A 17,585-nucleotide genomic window follows, 5' to 3' on the forward strand; every position below is an offset into this window, starting at 1 on the left:
TCACGCGACGGCGGTCCCCTCAAGCTCGACCATCAGGGTGGGGATCGCCAGCCGTGTCACCCCGAGCATCGTGGTGGTCGGCGCCGCCCCGGCGGCGCCCAACCGCGACGCCAGCACGCCGTAGTCCTGGAAAAGCAGGTCGACGTCGGTGGTGTAGACGTTGAGCCGGACGAGGTTCGCAAGGGACATGCCGGCCTCGCCGAGCACGGCCTCCAGGTTGTCGAGGCTCATCGCCAACTGCGCCGCCATGTCAGCGGCATGCTGGGGCTTGCCGTCACCGCTCATCGCGGTCTGCCCGGCGATGTACAGGGTCCGGGTGTGCCCGGAGACGATCTCACCCTGGTTGTACCCCAGCTCCACCGACCACGCCCACGGGTTGATCGCCGTTCGCTCCATTGCCACGTCAGCTCCATTCGATTCGTCGACATTAGGTACGTCGATCGGCTCGGTAGCCACCATCTTTTTCGTGATGTTGATAAGCATCCCGGCAAATCACGACATCCTGTGTCGTGTATTTCTGTAGAGTTTTCGTATGCGCGCCGACCGGTTGGTCTCGCTGGTGCTGCTGCTGCGGCAGCACGGCCGGCTGTCAGCGACGGCGCTGGCCCGCGAGCTGGAGGTATCCACCCGCACCGTGCTGCGCGACATCAAGGCGCTGTCCGCAGCCGGGGTCCCGGTCTACGCCGAACGCGGCCGGCACGGCGGTTTCGCGTTGTTGCCCGGTTTCCGGACCGAGCTCACCGGACTGAACCACGACGAGGCCCTTGCCCTGCTGGTCGCCGGATCGCGGCGCGGCGCGCAGGCGTTCGGCCTCGGTTCGGCGCTCGCTTCGGCGATGCTCAAGGTGGTTGACGCGCTACCCGAAAGCTATCGGGACACCGCGGCCGGCGCGGCCGAGCGATTGCTCATCGACCCGGAGAGCGATCTCCTCTCGCGTCGGCTGGCCGCTGAGGAGGTGCCTGACACCATAGCGGCCGAGGTCCTGCGCGCGGTGTTCGCCGGACACAAGCTGCGCATCCACTACGCGGCTGCGGGCCAGATCCCGAAGTGGCGCACGGTGGACCCGATCGGCCTGGTCACCGTACGCGACCGGGGCTACTTGTTGGCCACGAGGTCTGGCGCGGACCGCACCTACCGGCTGTCTCGGGTCTTGGCCGCCAAGGAACTCGCCGAACCCGCACAGCGGCCAGACCGGGTCGATCTGGACCGGGCCTGGCAGGAGCGCAGCACGCGGTTTCGGACCGGCGGCGACCAGGTCACCGTGCTGGTACGAGTGGACCCGGCGCGGCGGGAGGACCTGGTGGGCACCGCGCTGGCCGTCCTCGCCGAAGAAGCCGACTCGGACGGCTGGCTGCGGCTGGAGGTGACCTTCCAAGATCCGAGACACGCCGAATGGGCGCTGTGGCAGCTCACCACGAACGCGGAAGCCCTGGCCCCGCAGTGGTTGCGCGACTCCCTGCGCAACCGCGCCGCCGCGATCGCCACCCGCTACGAAGTGTCATCCTGAGAGTTGTCGCCTTCTGCGGGCAGACAGATCAGCCGACTCCATCAGGCCGAGAGGTATCTTCAAGGCCATCGAGGAGAAGACCGAACTCCCCGCCCTCAAACCACGCCGAGGTTCGTGAGAGCCGGTCAGGCGTTCGTGCGTGATAGGTGGTCGGGGAGGTCGGTGAGGCGTTCGATGCGGAGCACCGTCTTGCCTGCCGTCGGCGATGGTCCACCGGTGATGAAGTCGATGCCGCGGTCCAGCCAGATGCCGGTGAGCCCGGCGAGGGCGGCTGCGGTCACGTCGCTTTCCAGCATGTCGCCCACGTTGACCGCCTGCGCGGGGTCCGTCCGCATCCACCGGCAGGCGGTGGCGTAGGCGACGGGCTTGGCAGCACCGAGCTCGGTCGGGGTCAGGATGGCTTCGAAGTATTCGAGGAGGCCGAAGCGGGCGAGCTTGGCGCGCTGCTGCTCGGGGTCCCCGTTGGTGAGAACGGCCAGACGCGGTCCCCGGGGAAGCCGTTTCAGGGTCTCCAGGCATGGCTGGGCATCGGGATAGCTCCGCCAGGACTCCTCGAACACGGTGAGGTAGCGGTCGGCGATCCAGGCGTCCAGCAGGCCAGGACTTTCGGGAACCGGCTCGCCGAGCATTGGCAGGAAGGAACGGAGCCTGCGTCGGTGGTGCTCAGCGAAGGAGCACTGACCGGCCAGGTATTCCCGCATGTGGCGGCCCTCCAGCGTCCACCACAAGGTCACCAGCTCCTCCGGTGGAGCCGTCGCGTTCGGCGCGGCCTGGACGATCTGGCCGATCGTTTCCAAGACCGCGCTTCGATGATCGACCAGGGTGCCGTCCAGATCGAAGAAAATCACATCCGTCACAGGCTGATCATCTCGTGGCGCTTGTCCCTGACGCCAGAGAGGTCCTTGACGCCCGGTCTGGCGGACCACGCCACCTGAAGTGCTCAGTGACATTGACGGCACGGGGTGTCGAGGTGTTCATCTACTCGAATACGACGATGGAGAAGGGGGAGTGGACGGCCTGGACTACTGGCGTGACGGCACACGAGTCGGTCGGAGCGGACAGCATTCCGACGATCCCGGGGAACTGGCGCCGCTGTTCCACCAGCAAGGCAGCGAGTGCGGCAGACCCAGACAAGGTCCCGTGTTCTATGATCATGGGCTTATGAGTCAATTGCGCACGCTATCTGCCGCGGAAGTCCCTTCGGAACGACTCCTGCTTCGCAAAGCGCTGCACGATGCCGACCGTGAAGGATTCATCGAGCTCTCGACCGATCCCGAGGTTCAGAAATACATCGGTGGTCCCCGGCCTCGGAGTGAGGTCGAGCAGCGCTTCGATGCAGTCATAACCGCCAACGCGACATCCAGTCCTGGCAACTATGTCATCGCGGACAACACGACGAACCGACTTATCGGGACATTGATGCTTGCCCGCCGGTCGACCGATAGCCCCGGGCATGTCACCGAGGATGGCGAGGAACTGGAACTGGGCTATGTACTGCGGCGCAGTGCATGGGGAGCGGGGTTCGCCTTCGAGGCCGCAACGGCCGCGTTGCGCGTTGCGGCTGACGAACTCCCCGACCAGCCGGTCTTGCTCGTGACCCAGACCGCGAACACGCGATCTCTGAAACTCGCCGCCCGCCTTGGCTTCCGCCCCATCAGCACGTTCGAGGAGTACGGCGCTGAGCAGACCCTCTGCACCGCTCCCCTGTCCATGTTCAAAATCTGATCACAGCATCAACACGGCGGCCCTCAGACCAGGAGACCCATGGTTTCAGGTGCTTCCCAGGCCGTCAGGTGGATTTCCTGGTGCGCGAACTGGTTGATCAGTTCGGCGAGGGATTGCCGGTCCTGCTGGGGGAGGTTCTGCAGACAGCACCACGACAAGAACTCCCCGACCGTCCCCATGATCGCGTTCGCGGTGCCCTCGCTGAGACACCGCGCCCTCGCCCCCGGCCTGCGCGACCGCGTCGACTCATCCACCAGCCGGCGCATCATCCCCATCGGCTGCGCCAAGCTCGGGTTCGACCAGTCCACGCCGTGGCCCAGGCGGTACGACAGGTACAAGGCGATCCGGCCGGCGTAGGTCTTCTCGGTGTTGAACGCCCGGTCTGCCCCGCGCAGTCTCGCCAGGTACGCCGATGCCTCGACGTGCAGTCCGAAGTCCTCATCGACCACCACCCACAACACCGACTCGTCGGCGGCCACCGCCCGCTCAGGCTGGTAGTACCGGGGCAGTGCACCTGACGTGGCCAACATGCCTGAAGATCCCCGAATACTGTGAAGGCAAGTACACGCTCACGTTACTTGCCTTAGAGGGCGTTTTGGCATGGACCGTAGGGCTTAGCTGCTTATGTCCAGTGGAGCATTCGCGCGGTTTCGTCTGGAATCTGTGCATCTATGTGCCGAGGCGAGATCGCTTCGATGTCCATTTCGTTAGATGACCTAACCCAGATTCCGTCTGGCGTGGGCTTGCCCGGGACGCGCCGTGTTTCGACAGGTGCGGAGAGCCATGGCGGTCGAAGCGTAAGGCTCAGGTATGTCCCCCCGACGCGCGTACCCTTCCGATCTTTCTGACGCCCGCTGGTCGCTGATCGAACCGACCCTGACCGCTTGGCGGCAGGTCCGGCTCGACCGACGTCCCACTGGAGTCCCTGCCCCTACCGACCTCCGTGACATCTTCGACGCGATCCTGTATGTCAACCGGACGGGAATCGCCTGGAAGTACCTGCCGCACGACTTCCCGCCCCACGCCACCGTCTACTCCTACTACGCCGCTTGGCGCGACGAGGGCATGTTCGCGCAGCTCAACCAGGATCTGACCGGCCTGGCCCGGGTGAAGGCCGGGCACGACGCGGAGCCGACGGTCTCGGTCATCGACACCCAGAGCGTGAAGACCTCCACCAACCCGCCGACCACGACCCAGGGCACGGACGCGGCCAAGAAGATCGTGGGTCGCAAGCGCAGCGTCGCGACCGACGCGCTCGGCCTGCTCCTGGCGGTCACCGTCTGCGCCGCCTCGGTCTCGGAGAATCAAGCCGGTATGCAGGTGCTGGACCAGGCCAAAGCCGACCACCCCATGCTCACCAAGACCTGGGTCGACGCCGGATTCAAGAACCAGTTCACCGAACACGCCGCCGCTCTGGGCATCGACGCCGAGGTCGTTCCCCGCAACTCCGACATCAAGGGCTTCCATGTCCTCAAACGCCGCTGGGTCATCGAGCGGACGTTCGGCTGGCTGATGCTCCACCGCCGTCTGGCCCGCGACTACGAGACCCTACCCGCCAGCTCCGAAGCCATGATCCACATCGCAATGATCGACAACACCAGCAAGCGCATAACCGACGAAGCCACACCAACCTGGCGAGGGACGTACTAGGTGACTGGTGTTTTTCTGGCGATCTCGCGGTGACCTCTCCTCGTGTGCCAGGGTGATCGTTGTTGGTCACCGGGAGCGGGGAGAGGTTGAGGAATGGCAGTGGGCCAGACTCCGACGCAGCCGGGGTTGCTCTCCTCCACGGTGAGTTTCTGAGAGGGCCGGCCGGCGCCGAACTCGATCTACGCGGTACTGCACCGCGAGTGCGGGAATCTGTTCCCCGATGAGATGTTCGCCGACCTGTTCGCTGAGGACGGCCGGCGCTCGGTGCCGCCGATGATCGTGGCGGTGGTCATGGTGCTCCAGCGGCTGGAAGGGCTGTCGGACCGGGAAGCGGTGGAGCGGTTCGCCTTCGATGTGCGGTGGAAGTACGCCGCCGGCGGGCTGGACCTCGACCATCCGGGGTTCGTGCACACCGTGCTGGTGGACATGCGCGCGAGGCCGGCCGCCTCTGAGCGGCCGAATCGGATTTTCGAGCGGACGGTGCAGGTGGCGGCCCAGGCCGGGCTGGCCGGCCGCAGGCGGGTGCTGGACAGTACGCCGATCTACGATGCGGTGGCGACCCAGGACACCGTCACGTTGATCCGTTCGGCGGTTCGTGGGCTGCTGCGCGCGGCCGATCACGTGCTTCGGGCCGAGCTGCGGGCGATGATCTCCAGCGCGGACGCCTACACCGATATGGCCAAGCCGGTCATCGACTGGACCGATGCCGCTGAGCGGGAGGCGTTGGTCGACTCGCGTGCCGGGGACGGATACGCACTGCCGGCCGTGCTTGATGGTCGCACGCTGGAGCAGGAGGTGGCCCAGGCGGCGCGCCTGCCGGCGACGGTGCTCGGACAGGACCTGGAGGTGGGCGGTGAGGGCGGGGTGTTGCGGATCGCCCGCAAGGTGGCCAAGGACCGCGTCATCTCCACTGTCGATCCTGAGGCCCGGCACGGCCATAAGAGCGTCAGCCGGTCCTTTGACGGTTATAAGGGTCACATCGCTGACGATCCCGACAGTGAGATCATCACCGCCACGGTGGTGAGCGCGGGCAACGTCGGCGATGCCGGCCCTGCCGCTGAGCTGCCGGCTGACATCCTGTCCGCGCCCGCCGAGATCGCGCCCGCCGAGACCGCGCCCGCCGAGATCAGGCGGGCCGAGGTCTATGGTGATGCCGCCTACGGCACCGGGCCGCTGCCGGCCGAGCCGGCCGAGCCGGCCGAGGGTGACATCATCAGCATGGTCAAGGTGCAGCCGGCCAACGCATCGGGTGGCCGTTTCAGCAAGGACGTCTTCACCATCGATCTGGATGCCGGGCAGGTCACCTGTCCGAACCGGGTGAGCGTCGAGATCCGGCCGCAAAGCGACGGGGGTGCGGTGGCCCGCTTCGGCGCTGCCTGCGTGGCCTGCCCGTTGGCCGCGCGGTGCACCACCGCCAGGGACGGCCGCGTCATCACGATCAGCCCCCATGAAGGGCATTTGGCGCGGGGCCGGGCCGACAGCCGTGATCCGGACTGGCTTGCCGACTACCGCGCCACTCGCCCGAAGGTCGAACGCAAGCTCGCTCACATGCTCCGCCGACGCCATGGCGGACGCCGTGCCCGCATGCGCGGCCGAGCCAAAATTGACGCCGACTTCTCTTTGCCGGCCGCCGCGGTCAACCTCGCACGTCTGGGCGTCCTTGGTGTCGCCTCCACCATTCACGGAAGCTGGACGGTGGCTACCGTCTGACCAGCGGGAAGAGGGGAGGCGACTACATGGTGGCCGGCTCAGACGTTCCAGACCGGCTTCACCGGGACGACACCGCTCACCTCGAACGGGTCAGGCACGCGCTGACTGAGAACTCAAGGCGGGGCTGAGCGGGCCACCCCATGCGGCAGCACGTTCAGGACGACCCGCTTAACACCAGTCACCTAGGGCAAACAACGCAAATCAAACGCCCTCTCAGAACGTTCCGGTTGTGAGAGGAGTTCTGCGAGCGGTGACCTGGGCGAACGCCTCGTCGAACGAGGGAAACCCTGACCTCGCACAATCGGTCATTTCTGCGAATCGCGCACTTTGCGATCCAAGGGATGGGCCGGGCATGAAACATGAAGGTTGCTAAGACAGGTGGTGACCTTGGAGGCTCTCCTTAACGACGCGTACGACCTTCCAGGAGTGCCCTGTGATCATCGAGGATCTGTCCGAGCCGGAACTCGCCCTCTGGGAGGCGTTTCCCACAGCGCGTCCTGTGGATCTTCCCGGCACCCCCGTTCGGGCTGCGATCATCGCAAGGATGTTGCTCGGCGCCCGGGAACGCCTTGAAGGGCAGACGCCCGGTATACACCTGTCCGGCGCCCGGATCGCGGGCCGATTGGACCTGTCGTACGCCGAGATGCAACACCCTCTGATCTTGACCAAGTGCGAGTTCGAGGAAACGCCGGTCTTCACCGGAGCCCGCACCGGCCTGGTGGACCTCGCGGCCTCCCGGGCACCCGGACTGCAGGCCGTAGACGCTGTGATCGGCGGGGCACTGCGCCTGGAAGGCTGCGAGATGGCCGGCCCGATCCAACTCGCCGGGGCCCACGTGTCCGGGACACTGAATCTCAGCGGCGCAGCGATCCACGCACTTCAGGCCGTCCATGCCGACGGCCTGATTGTCGACCGTGATCTTCTGTGCGCGAACGCCGTCATCGACGGTGAGTTACGCGTTGTTGGCGCCAGGATCGGCGGGACGATGACCCTCGATGGCGCACGGGTCGGGCGGTCAGGCGGCTTCAGCCTCACCGCCGAGGGGGTCGTCATCGACGGCGGGTTGTCGTGTGCCCGCGGTTTCCACTCCTGGGGGGAGCTGAGCGTGCAGGACGCCCGGATAGGGCGCCGGTGCGTCTTCAGCGGAGCCCAGCTGTCCAACCCGGACGGCATCGCCCTGAACGCGGAGAGACTCAGCGTCGAGGGCGGGCTGCGCATCGATGACGGCTTCTCGGCCGAAGGTGAAGTCCTTCTGCGCGGAGCCCGCGTGGCTGGTTCGCTCCGTTTCGCGCAGGCGAGCCTCGCCAATCCGGGAAGACGCGCGCTGAACGCGCCGCTGATGGAGATCGGCAGCGGACTGCGGCTCACACCAGGTTTTGTGGCGAACGGAGAGGTCTTTCTGGACTCCACCCAGGTCCGCGGATCGGTCAACCTCGACGGCGGGACGTTGTCCAACCCGGGTGCGACGGCGCTTTCCCTGCGTCGGCTGGGGGTCACCGGCAGGCTCAGCTGCAGCGAAGGCTTCCGTGCCGACGGGGAGATCGTGCTCATCAACGCCCGAATCGAGGGCAGCTTGGAGTTTCACGGTGCCGCCCTCAGTAATCCCGGCGGGCGGGTTCTGTCCCTGTGGGAGGTGATCGCGGGCGGGGGCATCGACTGCTGCGAAGGCTTCGCGGCCACGGGAGACGTCTCGATCAGGAACTCCCGGATCGCCGCCACACTGTGCCTTGCGGAGACCACCATCGACGGTGACCTTCACCTTCGTGGTGTAGAAGCGGCTTCGCTGAAGATCGGGCCCCAGACGGAACTGCTGCGGGCCGTCGACCTTCGCCACAGTCGGGTCGGCGTACTCGATGACGCTCCCAGCCGGTGGCCTGCTCACGTCCTGATGAACGGCTTCACCTATGACAGCCTGGAGGCTCCCCTGCCTGTCCAGGAGCGACTTGACTGGCTGGCCAGGGAGGACTACCAACCTCAACCCTATGAGCAATTGGCCGCCGTCTACCGCCGGCAGGGCCACGATGAGGCTGCTCGGGACGTGCTGCTGGCCAAACAGCGTCGCCGCCGCTCGGGGCGGCGGCTCGGGGCACGGCTGTGGGGATATGTGCAGGACTGGACCGTCGGGTACGGCTACCGACCCTTCCGCGCTGCGCTCTGGCTCGCAGCCCTTCTCCTTATCGGCACGGTCGTTTTCACCGCCCACCAGCCACCGGCCTTCAAGCCAGGCGAGGCTCCCTCCTTCAACGCCTTCCTCTACACCCTGGACCTGCTCCTCCCGATCATCAGCTTCGGACAGGAGAGCGCCTTCGGCCCGCGCGGCGCACAACAGTGGCTCGCCGCGGCGATGATCACTGCAGGGTGGATCCTCGCAACGACCATCCTGGCAGGCCTCACTCGCGCACTCTCCCGCCAATGACGCGACCAGAAGCGGCCACCTTGACGCCCTCTCAGCAGCCACTGACAGGGTGATCTACCTAGGAGCTGCGGCCACGGTCAGCAGAGCACCCCCGTCTCTGTCGTCACCCAGAGTTACTTTGCCCCGGGTGACGCGGACCCGAGTGGGAGGCCTACTTCGTTGATTACTACCGGGACCCCGTTCAGGGGCTCCAGGTTGAGATGGATGAGGGAAGGCAGTATCGGCTCGTCCGTCTCGGGTTTTCGGGCGACGAAACGGCAGAACTGCCGGCGCTGCACACACGGAAACTCATGGAGGCGTCTGGCCACGCCGCCACGGAGAGCGGGGAGCGGTCGCCAGGGCGTCGGCTTCGACACGTACCGCGTAGGTGGGCTGGTCGCCGGGGACCGGACCGAGATAGGTATGCCCGGTCAGGTGGCACCAGGCCGCCAAGTCCAAAGGCGCGGCCGGATCGTGTGCGATGAGATGCACCACGTCGCCGGGCGCGATGGCACTGACGTGGCGCCGTAGCTCCATCAGGAGCACCACGCAGGAACGGTGGCCACCGTCCAAGACGCTGATGCCGGGGCCGTCGTTCACTGGTCGCTGGTCTCCACGGGCAAGCCGCCGACCTGCCATTCGAGCATCCCTTCGGTCAGCCGCCGGGCCTGCAGCCCGTTGCTGCTGAGGAGGCGGACCGCCTCCGGCGCGAACACACAATAGGCGCCGCGGCAATACGCCACAATCTCGGCGTCGGCCGGAAGTTCACTAAGGCGATCGGGCAGCTCGTCTATCGGGATGCAGACGGATCCCGGGATGTGCCCCGCATCGTACTCCTCCTTGGGGCGGACATCCAGGATGGTGACGTTGCCGGATGCCACCCGCTCGAGCAGCTCTTCGCGGGTGACCTCTTCGGTGTGTTCTCCCAGATAGGCCGCGACGGCCGCCTGCACGTCAGCCAGGTGTGTCGCCGCCACATCGCGCAGCCGGGCGTAGAGCTCGACGACGTCGTTGCCCGCAAGGCTGTAGAGCACCCTCGTCCCGTCGCGCCGGGTGGAGACGAGCCCTCCGTGTTTCAGTGTCTGAAGGTGAGCGGACGTGCTGGTCACGCCAAGGCCGGCGGTCTGCGCCAAGACCTCAACGCTTCTTTCTCCCTGGGCCAGCAGGTCAAGGAGCTCCAGGCGCTTGCCATGACCAAGAGCTTTACCAACACGGGCGATTTGGTCAAAAAGGGAGGCTTTCCTGCTGGGGTCTCCCACCATATAATCCTCCAAGGAGCAATGGATTAATGGATCCATGGAGGATTGTAGCGTTCTTGTAGCCCCATGTCCTCGTCTTTCACTGCTTCGTCAAGCGGTAGCCAGCAACATGCGCGCTGGTCCGGCACGTCCTCGGGCGGCCTCGGTTGGGCTTGCCCACGCGTGCTCGTGCAGCCAGGAGACCAACGTCCGAGTCGACGGGAGCTCTGCACCATGGCAAAGACAGTTATCGTCCTCGGGGCCGGAGTCGGCGGGCTCAACGTCGCCAGTCAACTCCGTGACCGACTCCCCGGATCAGACAAGGTCGTTCTCATCGACCAGACCTTCGAAGGCGCTCTCGGCCTGTCCATGTTGTGGGTGCTGCGAGGCTGGCGCACGGCCGCCGACATCACGGTGCGCCCCGGCCAGGACGCGCTGCCCGGAGTCGAGATGGTCAAGGCGAAGGTCAGGTTGATCGAGCCGGACCGTCGAAAGGTCGTCACCGACGCGGGAGAGTTCTCCTGCGACGCCCTGGTGATCGCGCTCGGCGCCGATCTCGCGCCCTCCGCGGTCCCGGGGCTCACGAAAGCGCTCGAAGCCGGGCAGGCAGGGGACTTCTACACGGTGGAGGGCTCCGCCTGGCTGCAGGACAGAGTGCGGCGTTTCAGTGGCGGGCGCCTGGCCGTCCTCGTGGCCGCCACGCCCTTCAAATGTCCCGCGGCGCCTTTCGAAGCGGCCCTGCTGCTCGCCGATCTGCTGCGGGAAACCGGCGCTCGGGACAATGTCTCGATCGAGACCTACACCCCTGATCCGTTGCCGATGCCCGTAGCGGGACCAGTCGTCGGCCAGGCCCTTGTGGACATGCTGACGGCACACGGCATCGGCTTCCACGGGCAGCGGACCATCGAGCGCGTCGACGGCGGGGCCGGCGAGCTTGTCTTCGCCGACGGGAGCCGGGAGGGTTTCGACCTCCTGGCTGTAGCGCCACCACACCGGCCGCCCGCCGCTGTGAGGGGAACGTCGCTGGGTCCTGCAGGATGGATCCCGGTAGACGCTCGGACGTTCGCCACGAACTCGAACGGCGTATGGGCACTGGGCGACGTGACGTCGCTGACCCTGCCCAACGGCAAGCCGCTTCCCAAGGCCGCCGTCTTCGCCGAGGAGGCCGCGAAAGTCGTGACCAACGGGGTGCTTCGTCACCTCGGTTACGAGGCACCAGAGCCATGGTTTGGGGGCCTCGGCTCCTGCTACATCGAACTTGGGGATCACCTGGCCGCCAAGGGGGAGGGAGAATTCCTCGCCGTGCCTGCGCCCAGGGTGACCCTCTACGAACCTTCAGCCGAGTTCCACGAGGAAAAGGCCGCCCAGGAGACCGATTGGCTCAAGCGCTGGAATTCATAGCGGTGCACAACTCCAAACTCGATGCGAAAAGGCACGGTAGTGATGCCCTCTGACAACGTGACCACGATGCTCGCAGAGTTCGCCCGTGTGGCGAAGGCCCTGGCGAATCCTGTCCGGCTTCACTTGCTCGACCTGCTCTCGCAGGCCGAACGCAGCGTCGAGGATCTGGCCGGCGCGGCGAAGGTACCCATTGGCAACACATCCGCGCAGCTCAAGGTGCTGCGTGACACAGGGCTCGTGTGCAGTCGGAGGGAGGGCACGCGCATCTACTACAGATTGGCGGGAGAAGATGTCGCTCTTCTGTACGCGAACCTGCGGAAGGTCTCAAGGAAACGCGCACTGGAGCCGGAGGTCACCCATATGACCTCGCTGCGGACCATCCCGCCGAACCCTGTCATCACCAGGGAGGAACTCCTCCGGAGACGGGGTGACGGAAGGACGATGCTCATCGACGTGCGGCCCGCCGTTGAGTACGTCTCTGCTCACATCCCCGGAGCGGTCTCGATTCCGCTCGAAGAACTACGCGTCAGGATGGACGAGATTCCGGTCGGGGTCGAAGTGGTCACCTACTGCCGAAGCTCACACTGCCTCCTGGCCACCGAGGCCGTCTGGCTGCTCAAGGCGCACGGGCGTTGCGCCCGGCCGCTGGAGGAGGGCATGCTCGAATGGCGGCTGCAACACCTTCCGATCCAAACCGGCCAGTCCGTCGTGCGGCGGCCGCGCCCTCTACGACCGCGTGAATACGCGAGATCGATGGCGCCCGGAGGATAGCCGGCCCCTTGTGACAGTTGACGCTAACGAAAGGAGAAGCCTACTCTCGGGAGATCGGGCTGTACCGGCATCAGGATCGATGCTGGTGGGCGGGTGCGAGGTGCATCATGGTGAGACACCCGCAAACGGCCGGGGTTCCGGCATACACCGGCCGAACGCACCTGGAAGTGGTCGCGACCCCCTTCTACGGTGAGCCTTCCGTCACCCGCTGGCTAGGATCAACATCATGAGCGGAGACCTGGACGAGGTGCTGCGCGCAATCGCCGAGCCGCGGCGACGCGCCATCCTGCGTCTTGTCGCCACAGAGGAGCTACCCGCCGGCCGTATCGCGGAGCACTTCGACGTGACGCGGTCGGCGGTTTCTCAGCATCTGCAGGTGCTGAAGGACGCAGGCTTGATCATCGAACGTCGTGATGGTACGAAGCGGATCTATCGGGCCAGCGAGGATGCCCTTGGCCAGCTTCGGGACGTGGTCGAATCGTTGTGGCGGGAGAGCATGATGAAGGCTCGCGAATCCGTTGAGGGCACTGATGCTGGAGCGCGCGATGAGACGGCGGTCGGCTGAGCGATCTGGCAGACTTGTGCGCGTCGTCCCGACGTCTACAGAGGTCACGCCGATGAATAGCCCGACTGGGACCGGAGTAGAGCCGATCCGTCATGCTGTCAACGTGGAGGCGGACCAAAGCCGCACCTTCGGTACTTTCACCAGAAAACTTGCGACCTGGTGGCCGGTTGACTCGTTCGCAATAGAGCCAGGAAAAGTGCGAGACGTCTGCCTGGAAGAATGGGTCGGAGGCCGTATTTACGAAGTCTTGGATGATGGCGAAGAACGGGACTGGGGGCACATTCTCCGCTGGGACCCCCCGCGTTTGGTCGCCTTTACGTGGGAAGTGATTCAGGGCCCCGTTTTCACGGAAATCGAACTTCTTTTCAAGGAGTTGGGTCCCGCCTTGACTCGCGTCGAGATGACCCACAAGGGATGGGAGAACCTCACCCCCCTGCTGATGGACTCCTACCTGGCGCACCAGACCGGCTGGCCCTTCATACTGGGATGCTTCCAAGCGGAACTGTCGGCCTAGTTCTTGATCGAACTTCCCCTTGGCATGGTCTGCCAAGGGGAAGTTCTCTTGTTGCTGGAATGTTGCCGGCCTACCTTATGGGAGCGCTCCACTGTGCACGCTTTCGCCACCTGTTGGATTGTGGATGACATGTGCGTCTTGTAGTCGCGCTGCGACTGTGCATTATTCAAAAGATTCTTATAGAATTTGTTCCCGCTGGTAGTGGTTTACCTGTCGAGATTCTTGTTGACAGTCGAAGATGACTGTTATTTGGTGCCTTCCAGACCTCCCTCTCTGGCAATGGGGTATGGACGGTGGCCAACTCGAACTCGCTCATACGATCTTTTCTGCGCCGACCACTGATGCTCGATCCCGGTGATCTCGATCTCGTCGGACGTGGCTTCTTTCCGGCGTCTCCCGCAGTACAGCCCAAACTCGACGCCGTTGTGCGGAGCTTCGTAACCGGCTACAACGCCATGATCACCGGCAGGCCGGGGGAGTTGACCTTCTCCGGCATGAGTCCGGGGCTTCGAGGTTTCGCGTTCGAGGGCGCGGCGATGAGTGCGGCCCTACTCGACCTGATCACCCTTACCGGCGGCCGGCGACTCGCCCGCCTCCACCTTCATTCGGGCCGGCGTTACGTGCACCTCATACACGTGGGAGCCGGATGGGCATTCGCCCGCCTCCACGTGAGCCCGTGGACCGCGATCCGGGCTCACCAGCCTGTTCTGCGGTGGCTGGCATGGGACGGCTGGGGCTTCCACCAGGCCTTCTTCCGGCCTGAAGCGGTCTTCGCCGGCCATGTGGAGCGTTCCGCGACAGGTGCCGTGCTCTCCATCCGCGATCAGGGAGTCGGACGGGCGCTGTGGTTCTACACCGGGGCCGCTCCTGCGCGCATCGCCGAGGTGATCGGCGGATTTCCCAAAGATCGGCGCGCCGACCTTTGGGCGGGCATCGGCCTGGCAGCCGGCTATACCGGAGCCCAACCGGCCGACGTCCTCGACCAGTTGCTGCAGGTCTGTGACGGCTACCACGACCATCTCGCACAGGGGGCGGCCTTCGCCGCCAAGGCTCACCACGTGTCCGGAGTCGTCCCCCCTGAGGTGGGGACCTCGGTCAAGCTCCTCACCGGAGCGGAAACCGAAGTGGCGGCTTCATGGACCGACGCCGCGCTAGCCGTGGTCAAGACGGGCACGGACAGTCCACGAACCTACGAGCGCTGGCGCGCCGAAACCCGCCACGCATGGTCCCTGCACTCGGGAGGAGAAGAACGGTGAAGAATCGTCTCAAGCCTCGCCTGGCGCAGATTCTCGCGCTCGTGCTGGTCGTATCCGGCTGGCAGTTGTCCCGGCTGCCCGAGGCCTCTCCAGAGACGGTCGCGTCGGTCGCGCAACGGTTCTCGTTTGAAAAGCACGTACTGAACACCGCGGCCACCACCCGAGCCATCCGTACGGTGGCGCCCGCATACCAGAAGATCGATCATTGGATCTCCTCGCTGGGCGCGGCCGTGGCGCTCGCCGACTTCGACGCGAACGGCCGCTCGGACGATATCTGCCTGGTCGATCCCCGTGACGAGTCGGTGCGCCTGCAGCCGGTACCCGGCACCGGCAACAGGTTCGCTCCCTTCGAACTCAAGCCTGTGGGGCTGGCCTACGACGCGACCATGGCGCCGATGGGCTGCGTTCCCGGCGACTACAACGAAGACGGCAAGACGGACACGCTCGTCTACTTCTGGGGACGCTCACCGATTCTCTACCTCCGTACGTCTGACCCGCTGGCAGCCGCGTCCTTCGTGCCACAGGAACTCATCCAGCCGTACAAGGTCTGGAACACCAACGCGGTAACGCTCGGCGACTTCGACGGCGACGGTCACACCGACATGGTGATCGGCAATTACTTCCCTGACGGCGCCAGAGTGCTGGACCCGAAAGCCGTGCAGTCCGAACTGCAGATGCAAGACTCCATGTCCGGCGGATACAACGGCGGCCACAACCGGCTGCTGCTCTGGCAGGACGCAAGCGACGGAAGCGCTCCGCGAGCCGGGTTCACCGAGGCCGCCGCGGCCTTCTCACCGGAGATGGAGAACGGCTGGACGCTCGCCCTCGGCGCTCAGGACCTCAACGGCGACGGGCTTCCAGACCTGTACGTCGCCAACGACTTCGGCCCTGACCGCCTGCTGAAGAACGTCTCCATGCCGGGCCGTCCGCGCTTCGAGCTCATGGAAGGCGTACGGCACTTCACCACTCCCAAGTCGAAGACCCTCGGCCTGGACTCCTTCAAGGGGATGGGTGTCGCTTTCCCCGATCTGAACCAGGACGACGTTCCCGACATGGTGGTCAGCAATATCACCGAGAACTTCGCACTCCACGAGAGCAACTTCGCGTGGGTCAGCACAAGCACGAACATCTTCGACGGGCGGACGGCCCGCTACGACGATCACAGCGAGCCGCTGGGTATCTCTCGCTCCGGCTGGGGCTGGGACATCAAGACCGGCGATTTCGCGGGAGACGGGCAGACCCAGATCATCCAGGCCACCGGCTTCATCAAGGGCACCGCCAACCGCTGGCCGGAACTGCAGGAACTGGCCATGACGAACGACGAGTTGCTCATCGACCCGGCGATGTGGCCGCGCTTCACGTCGACCGACGACCTCTCGGGATCCAACCCCAACAGATTCTTCGTCAAGGGTCCGGACGGCCGCTTCATCGACCTCGCCCCTCAGCTAGGTGTCGAGAACCGAGGACCCAGCCGGGGACTGGCCCTCGCCGACACCGACCATGATGGACGCCTGGATTATGCGGTGGCCAATCAATGGCGCCAGTCCCACTACTTCCGCAACACCCGCAGCACCACCCGTCCCTTCCTCGGTCTGCGACTCGTCCGCCCCACGACGCAGTGCCGGGGCCCCGAACGCAGCACCACATCTCCGGCCATCGGAGCGACCGTCACCGTGCGGTCAGGCGCGGCTGGAGTGAGAACGGCGCAGCTGTATCCAGCCAACGGTCATGCGGGTGTCTCCGCTCCCGAGGCCATGCTCAGCCTGGCCGACGCCACCACGGTCGCGAAAGTGACAGTCCAATGGCGCGACATCTGCGGTGCACGGCACAACGCCGATCTGCAGCTCGCGCCAGGCTGGCGCACCCTCCTGCTCAACACCGATGGATCAGTACGGGAGATCACCCGATGACAGGCAAGCCAGACCTCCGAACGAGTGCGCTACGCCGGTTCGCCATCTCCATCACTGCTTTCAACATCCTCGGGCACACGGTGCTCGGATTCGAGCAGGCGTACGCCACGCCCATCGTCGCTCTGGCCGTCGCCTACACTCTTGAACTCGGACTTGAGAAGGTCGACGCCGTGACCAACGGCCGGCCCGCCAAGTACGCCGGCGACTTCCGCGGCCTCGTCGACTTCCTGCTACCGGCGCACATCAGCGCTCTCGCCTGCGCGATGCTTCTATACGCGAACGACAGGCTGATGCCGGTGGTGTTCGCCGTCGTGGTGGCGATCTCGAGCAAGTACCTCATCAGGGTCAGGTTGCGCGGGGCCTACAAGCACGTACTCAACCCGTCCAACCTCGGCATTGTCGTCGTGCTGCTGCTGTTCCCCTGGGTCGGGATCGCTCCGCCCTATCACTTCACCGAGTGGGTCAGCGGACCGTTCGACTGGATCATCCCCGTGCTGATCCTGGCTTCGGGCACGATGCTCAACGCGATGCTCACCAAGAAGATGCCGCTGATCCTCGGCTGGGTGGGCGCGTTCGCGGCTCAGGCCGTCATCCGGACGGCCATAGACGGCACCGCCACGGTGACGGCGCTGACCGTCATGACAGGGACCGCCTTCATCCTCTTCACGAACTACATGATCACTGACCCTGGGACGACGCCCGTCAAGCCGGGTCGGCAGGTCCTGTTCGGGGTGGCCACCGCGACGGTCTACGGCCTTCTGGTGCATGTGCACATCGCCTTCGGGCTGTTCTTCGCCCTGGTCATCGTCTGTGTCATCCGGGGCGCCGCACTCGCAGCCGTGTCGCTACGGCAGCCCAGCCAGGAGGCACAGCAGGAACTCGCCACCCCGATCGCCGCTTCAGGCTTGGTCATCGGGCCCGCCGCGAACAGGATGTGACCTGC

Annotated in this window: 17 protein-coding genes; 12 read left to right on the forward strand and 5 right to left on the reverse strand. The window is 65.4% G+C overall.

Annotated features, from left to right (window positions below):
- Window positions 1-396 (reverse strand): RidA family protein, encoded by a 396-nt coding sequence (locus ACQP0P_RS23805; RefSeq protein ID WP_433382026.1) that lies wholly within the window; start codon window positions 394-396, stop codon window positions 1-3.
- Between the two features lie 136 nt (window positions 397-532).
- Here ACQP0P_RS23805 and ACQP0P_RS23810 point away from each other — a divergent pair, with 136 nt between their 5' ends.
- The gene (locus ACQP0P_RS23810; RefSeq protein WP_433381076.1) at window positions 533-1,507 is read left to right on the forward strand and encodes a helix-turn-helix transcriptional regulator; all 975 of its coding nucleotides are present in this window, start codon (window positions 533-535) and stop codon (window positions 1,505-1,507) included.
- A gap of 125 nt (window positions 1,508-1,632) precedes the next feature.
- On the opposite strand, the gene ACQP0P_RS23815 is transcribed toward ACQP0P_RS23810, so the two are convergent.
- The gene (locus tag ACQP0P_RS23815; RefSeq protein ID WP_433381079.1) at window positions 1,633-2,364 is read right to left on the reverse strand and encodes an HAD family hydrolase; all 732 of its coding nucleotides are present in this window, start codon (window positions 2,362-2,364) and stop codon (window positions 1,633-1,635) included.
- A gap of 151 nt (window positions 2,365-2,515) precedes the next feature.
- Between ACQP0P_RS23815 and ACQP0P_RS23820 the strand changes: the two genes are divergently transcribed.
- Window positions 2,516-3,232 carry a GNAT family N-acetyltransferase gene (locus tag ACQP0P_RS23820; protein WP_433381082.1) on the forward strand — a complete coding sequence of 239 codons (717 nt, stop codon included), beginning with the start codon at window positions 2,516-2,518 and terminating at the stop codon, window positions 3,230-3,232.
- 23 nt (window positions 3,233-3,255) lie between these two features.
- Here ACQP0P_RS23820 and ACQP0P_RS23825 read toward each other — a convergent pair whose 3' ends face one another.
- Window positions 3,256-3,762, reverse strand: coding sequence for a hypothetical protein (locus ACQP0P_RS23825; protein WP_433381085.1), 507 nt, complete (start codon window positions 3,760-3,762; stop codon window positions 3,256-3,258).
- A gap of 280 nt (window positions 3,763-4,042) precedes the next feature.
- On the opposite strand from ACQP0P_RS23825, the gene ACQP0P_RS23830 reads away from it, so the two are divergent.
- The 3 genes from ACQP0P_RS23830 (at window position 4,043) to ACQP0P_RS23840 (ending at window position 9,008) form a co-directional block, all read left to right on the forward strand.
- On the forward strand, window positions 4,043-4,882 hold the full coding sequence (locus ACQP0P_RS23830; protein ID WP_433381088.1) for an IS5 family transposase: 840 nt from the start codon (window positions 4,043-4,045) through the stop codon (window positions 4,880-4,882).
- A gap of 225 nt (window positions 4,883-5,107) precedes the next feature.
- Window positions 5,108-6,592: an IS1182 family transposase gene (locus tag ACQP0P_RS23835; RefSeq protein ID WP_433381091.1), complete on the forward strand. Its 1,485-nt coding sequence runs from the start codon at window positions 5,108-5,110 to the stop codon at window positions 6,590-6,592.
- Between the two features lie 433 nt (window positions 6,593-7,025).
- Complete coding sequence (locus ACQP0P_RS23840) at window positions 7,026-9,008, forward strand: hypothetical protein (protein WP_433381094.1); 1,983 nt, start codon at window positions 7,026-7,028, stop codon at window positions 9,006-9,008.
- A 288-nt stretch (window positions 9,009-9,296) separates the two neighbouring features.
- On the opposite strand, the gene ACQP0P_RS23845 is transcribed toward ACQP0P_RS23840, so the two are convergent.
- Window positions 9,297-9,587, reverse strand: a complete 291-nt coding sequence (locus tag ACQP0P_RS23845; protein WP_433381096.1) for a sulfurtransferase TusA family protein — start codon at window positions 9,585-9,587, stop codon at window positions 9,297-9,299.
- A complete protein-coding gene (locus tag ACQP0P_RS23850) occupies window positions 9,584-10,249 on the reverse strand; it encodes an ArsR/SmtB family transcription factor (protein WP_433381099.1) in 666 nt (221 codons plus the stop codon). Before ACQP0P_RS23850 ends, ACQP0P_RS23845 begins: the two co-directional genes overlap by 4 nt.
- Before the next feature lie 210 nt (window positions 10,250-10,459).
- Here ACQP0P_RS23850 and ACQP0P_RS23855 point away from each other — a divergent pair, with 210 nt between their 5' ends.
- From ACQP0P_RS23855 to ACQP0P_RS23885, 7 genes are all read left to right on the forward strand, one after another.
- Window positions 10,460-11,626: an NAD(P)/FAD-dependent oxidoreductase gene (locus ACQP0P_RS23855; RefSeq protein WP_433381102.1), complete on the forward strand. Its 1,167-nt coding sequence runs from the start codon at window positions 10,460-10,462 to the stop codon at window positions 11,624-11,626.
- A gap of 66 nt (window positions 11,627-11,692) precedes the next feature.
- Entirely contained in the window at window positions 11,693-12,397 is a 705-nt protein-coding gene (locus ACQP0P_RS23860; RefSeq protein WP_433382029.1) for an ArsR/SmtB family transcription factor, read from the forward strand.
- Window positions 12,398-12,623: 226 nt separating this feature from the next.
- On the forward strand, window positions 12,624-12,962 hold the full coding sequence (locus ACQP0P_RS23865; RefSeq protein WP_433381105.1) for an ArsR/SmtB family transcription factor: 339 nt from the start codon (window positions 12,624-12,626) through the stop codon (window positions 12,960-12,962).
- A 103-nt stretch (window positions 12,963-13,065) separates the two neighbouring features.
- A complete protein-coding gene (locus ACQP0P_RS23870; protein WP_433381108.1) occupies window positions 13,066-13,476 on the forward strand; it encodes an SRPBCC domain-containing protein in 411 nt (136 codons plus the stop codon).
- A gap of 341 nt (window positions 13,477-13,817) precedes the next feature.
- Window positions 13,818-14,732 (forward strand): DUF1702 family protein, encoded by a 915-nt coding sequence (locus ACQP0P_RS23875; RefSeq protein WP_433381111.1) that lies wholly within the window; start codon window positions 13,818-13,820, stop codon window positions 14,730-14,732.
- A complete protein-coding gene (locus ACQP0P_RS23880) occupies window positions 14,729-16,642 on the forward strand; it encodes an FG-GAP repeat domain-containing protein (protein WP_433381114.1) in 1,914 nt (637 codons plus the stop codon). Before ACQP0P_RS23875 ends, ACQP0P_RS23880 begins: the two co-directional genes overlap by 4 nt.
- Window positions 16,639-17,580 (forward strand): enediyne biosynthesis protein UnbU, encoded by a 942-nt coding sequence (locus tag ACQP0P_RS23885; RefSeq protein ID WP_433381117.1) that lies wholly within the window; start codon window positions 16,639-16,641, stop codon window positions 17,578-17,580. The genes ACQP0P_RS23880 and ACQP0P_RS23885 overlap by 4 nt, the downstream gene beginning before the upstream one ends.
- Window positions 17,581-17,585 lie beyond the last annotated feature (5 nt).

Origin of the sequence: Streptosporangium sp. CA-115845 (genome assembly GCF_050943795.1) — a bacterium.
Taxonomy (GTDB): domain Bacteria; phylum Actinomycetota; class Actinomycetes; order Streptosporangiales; family Streptosporangiaceae; genus Streptosporangium.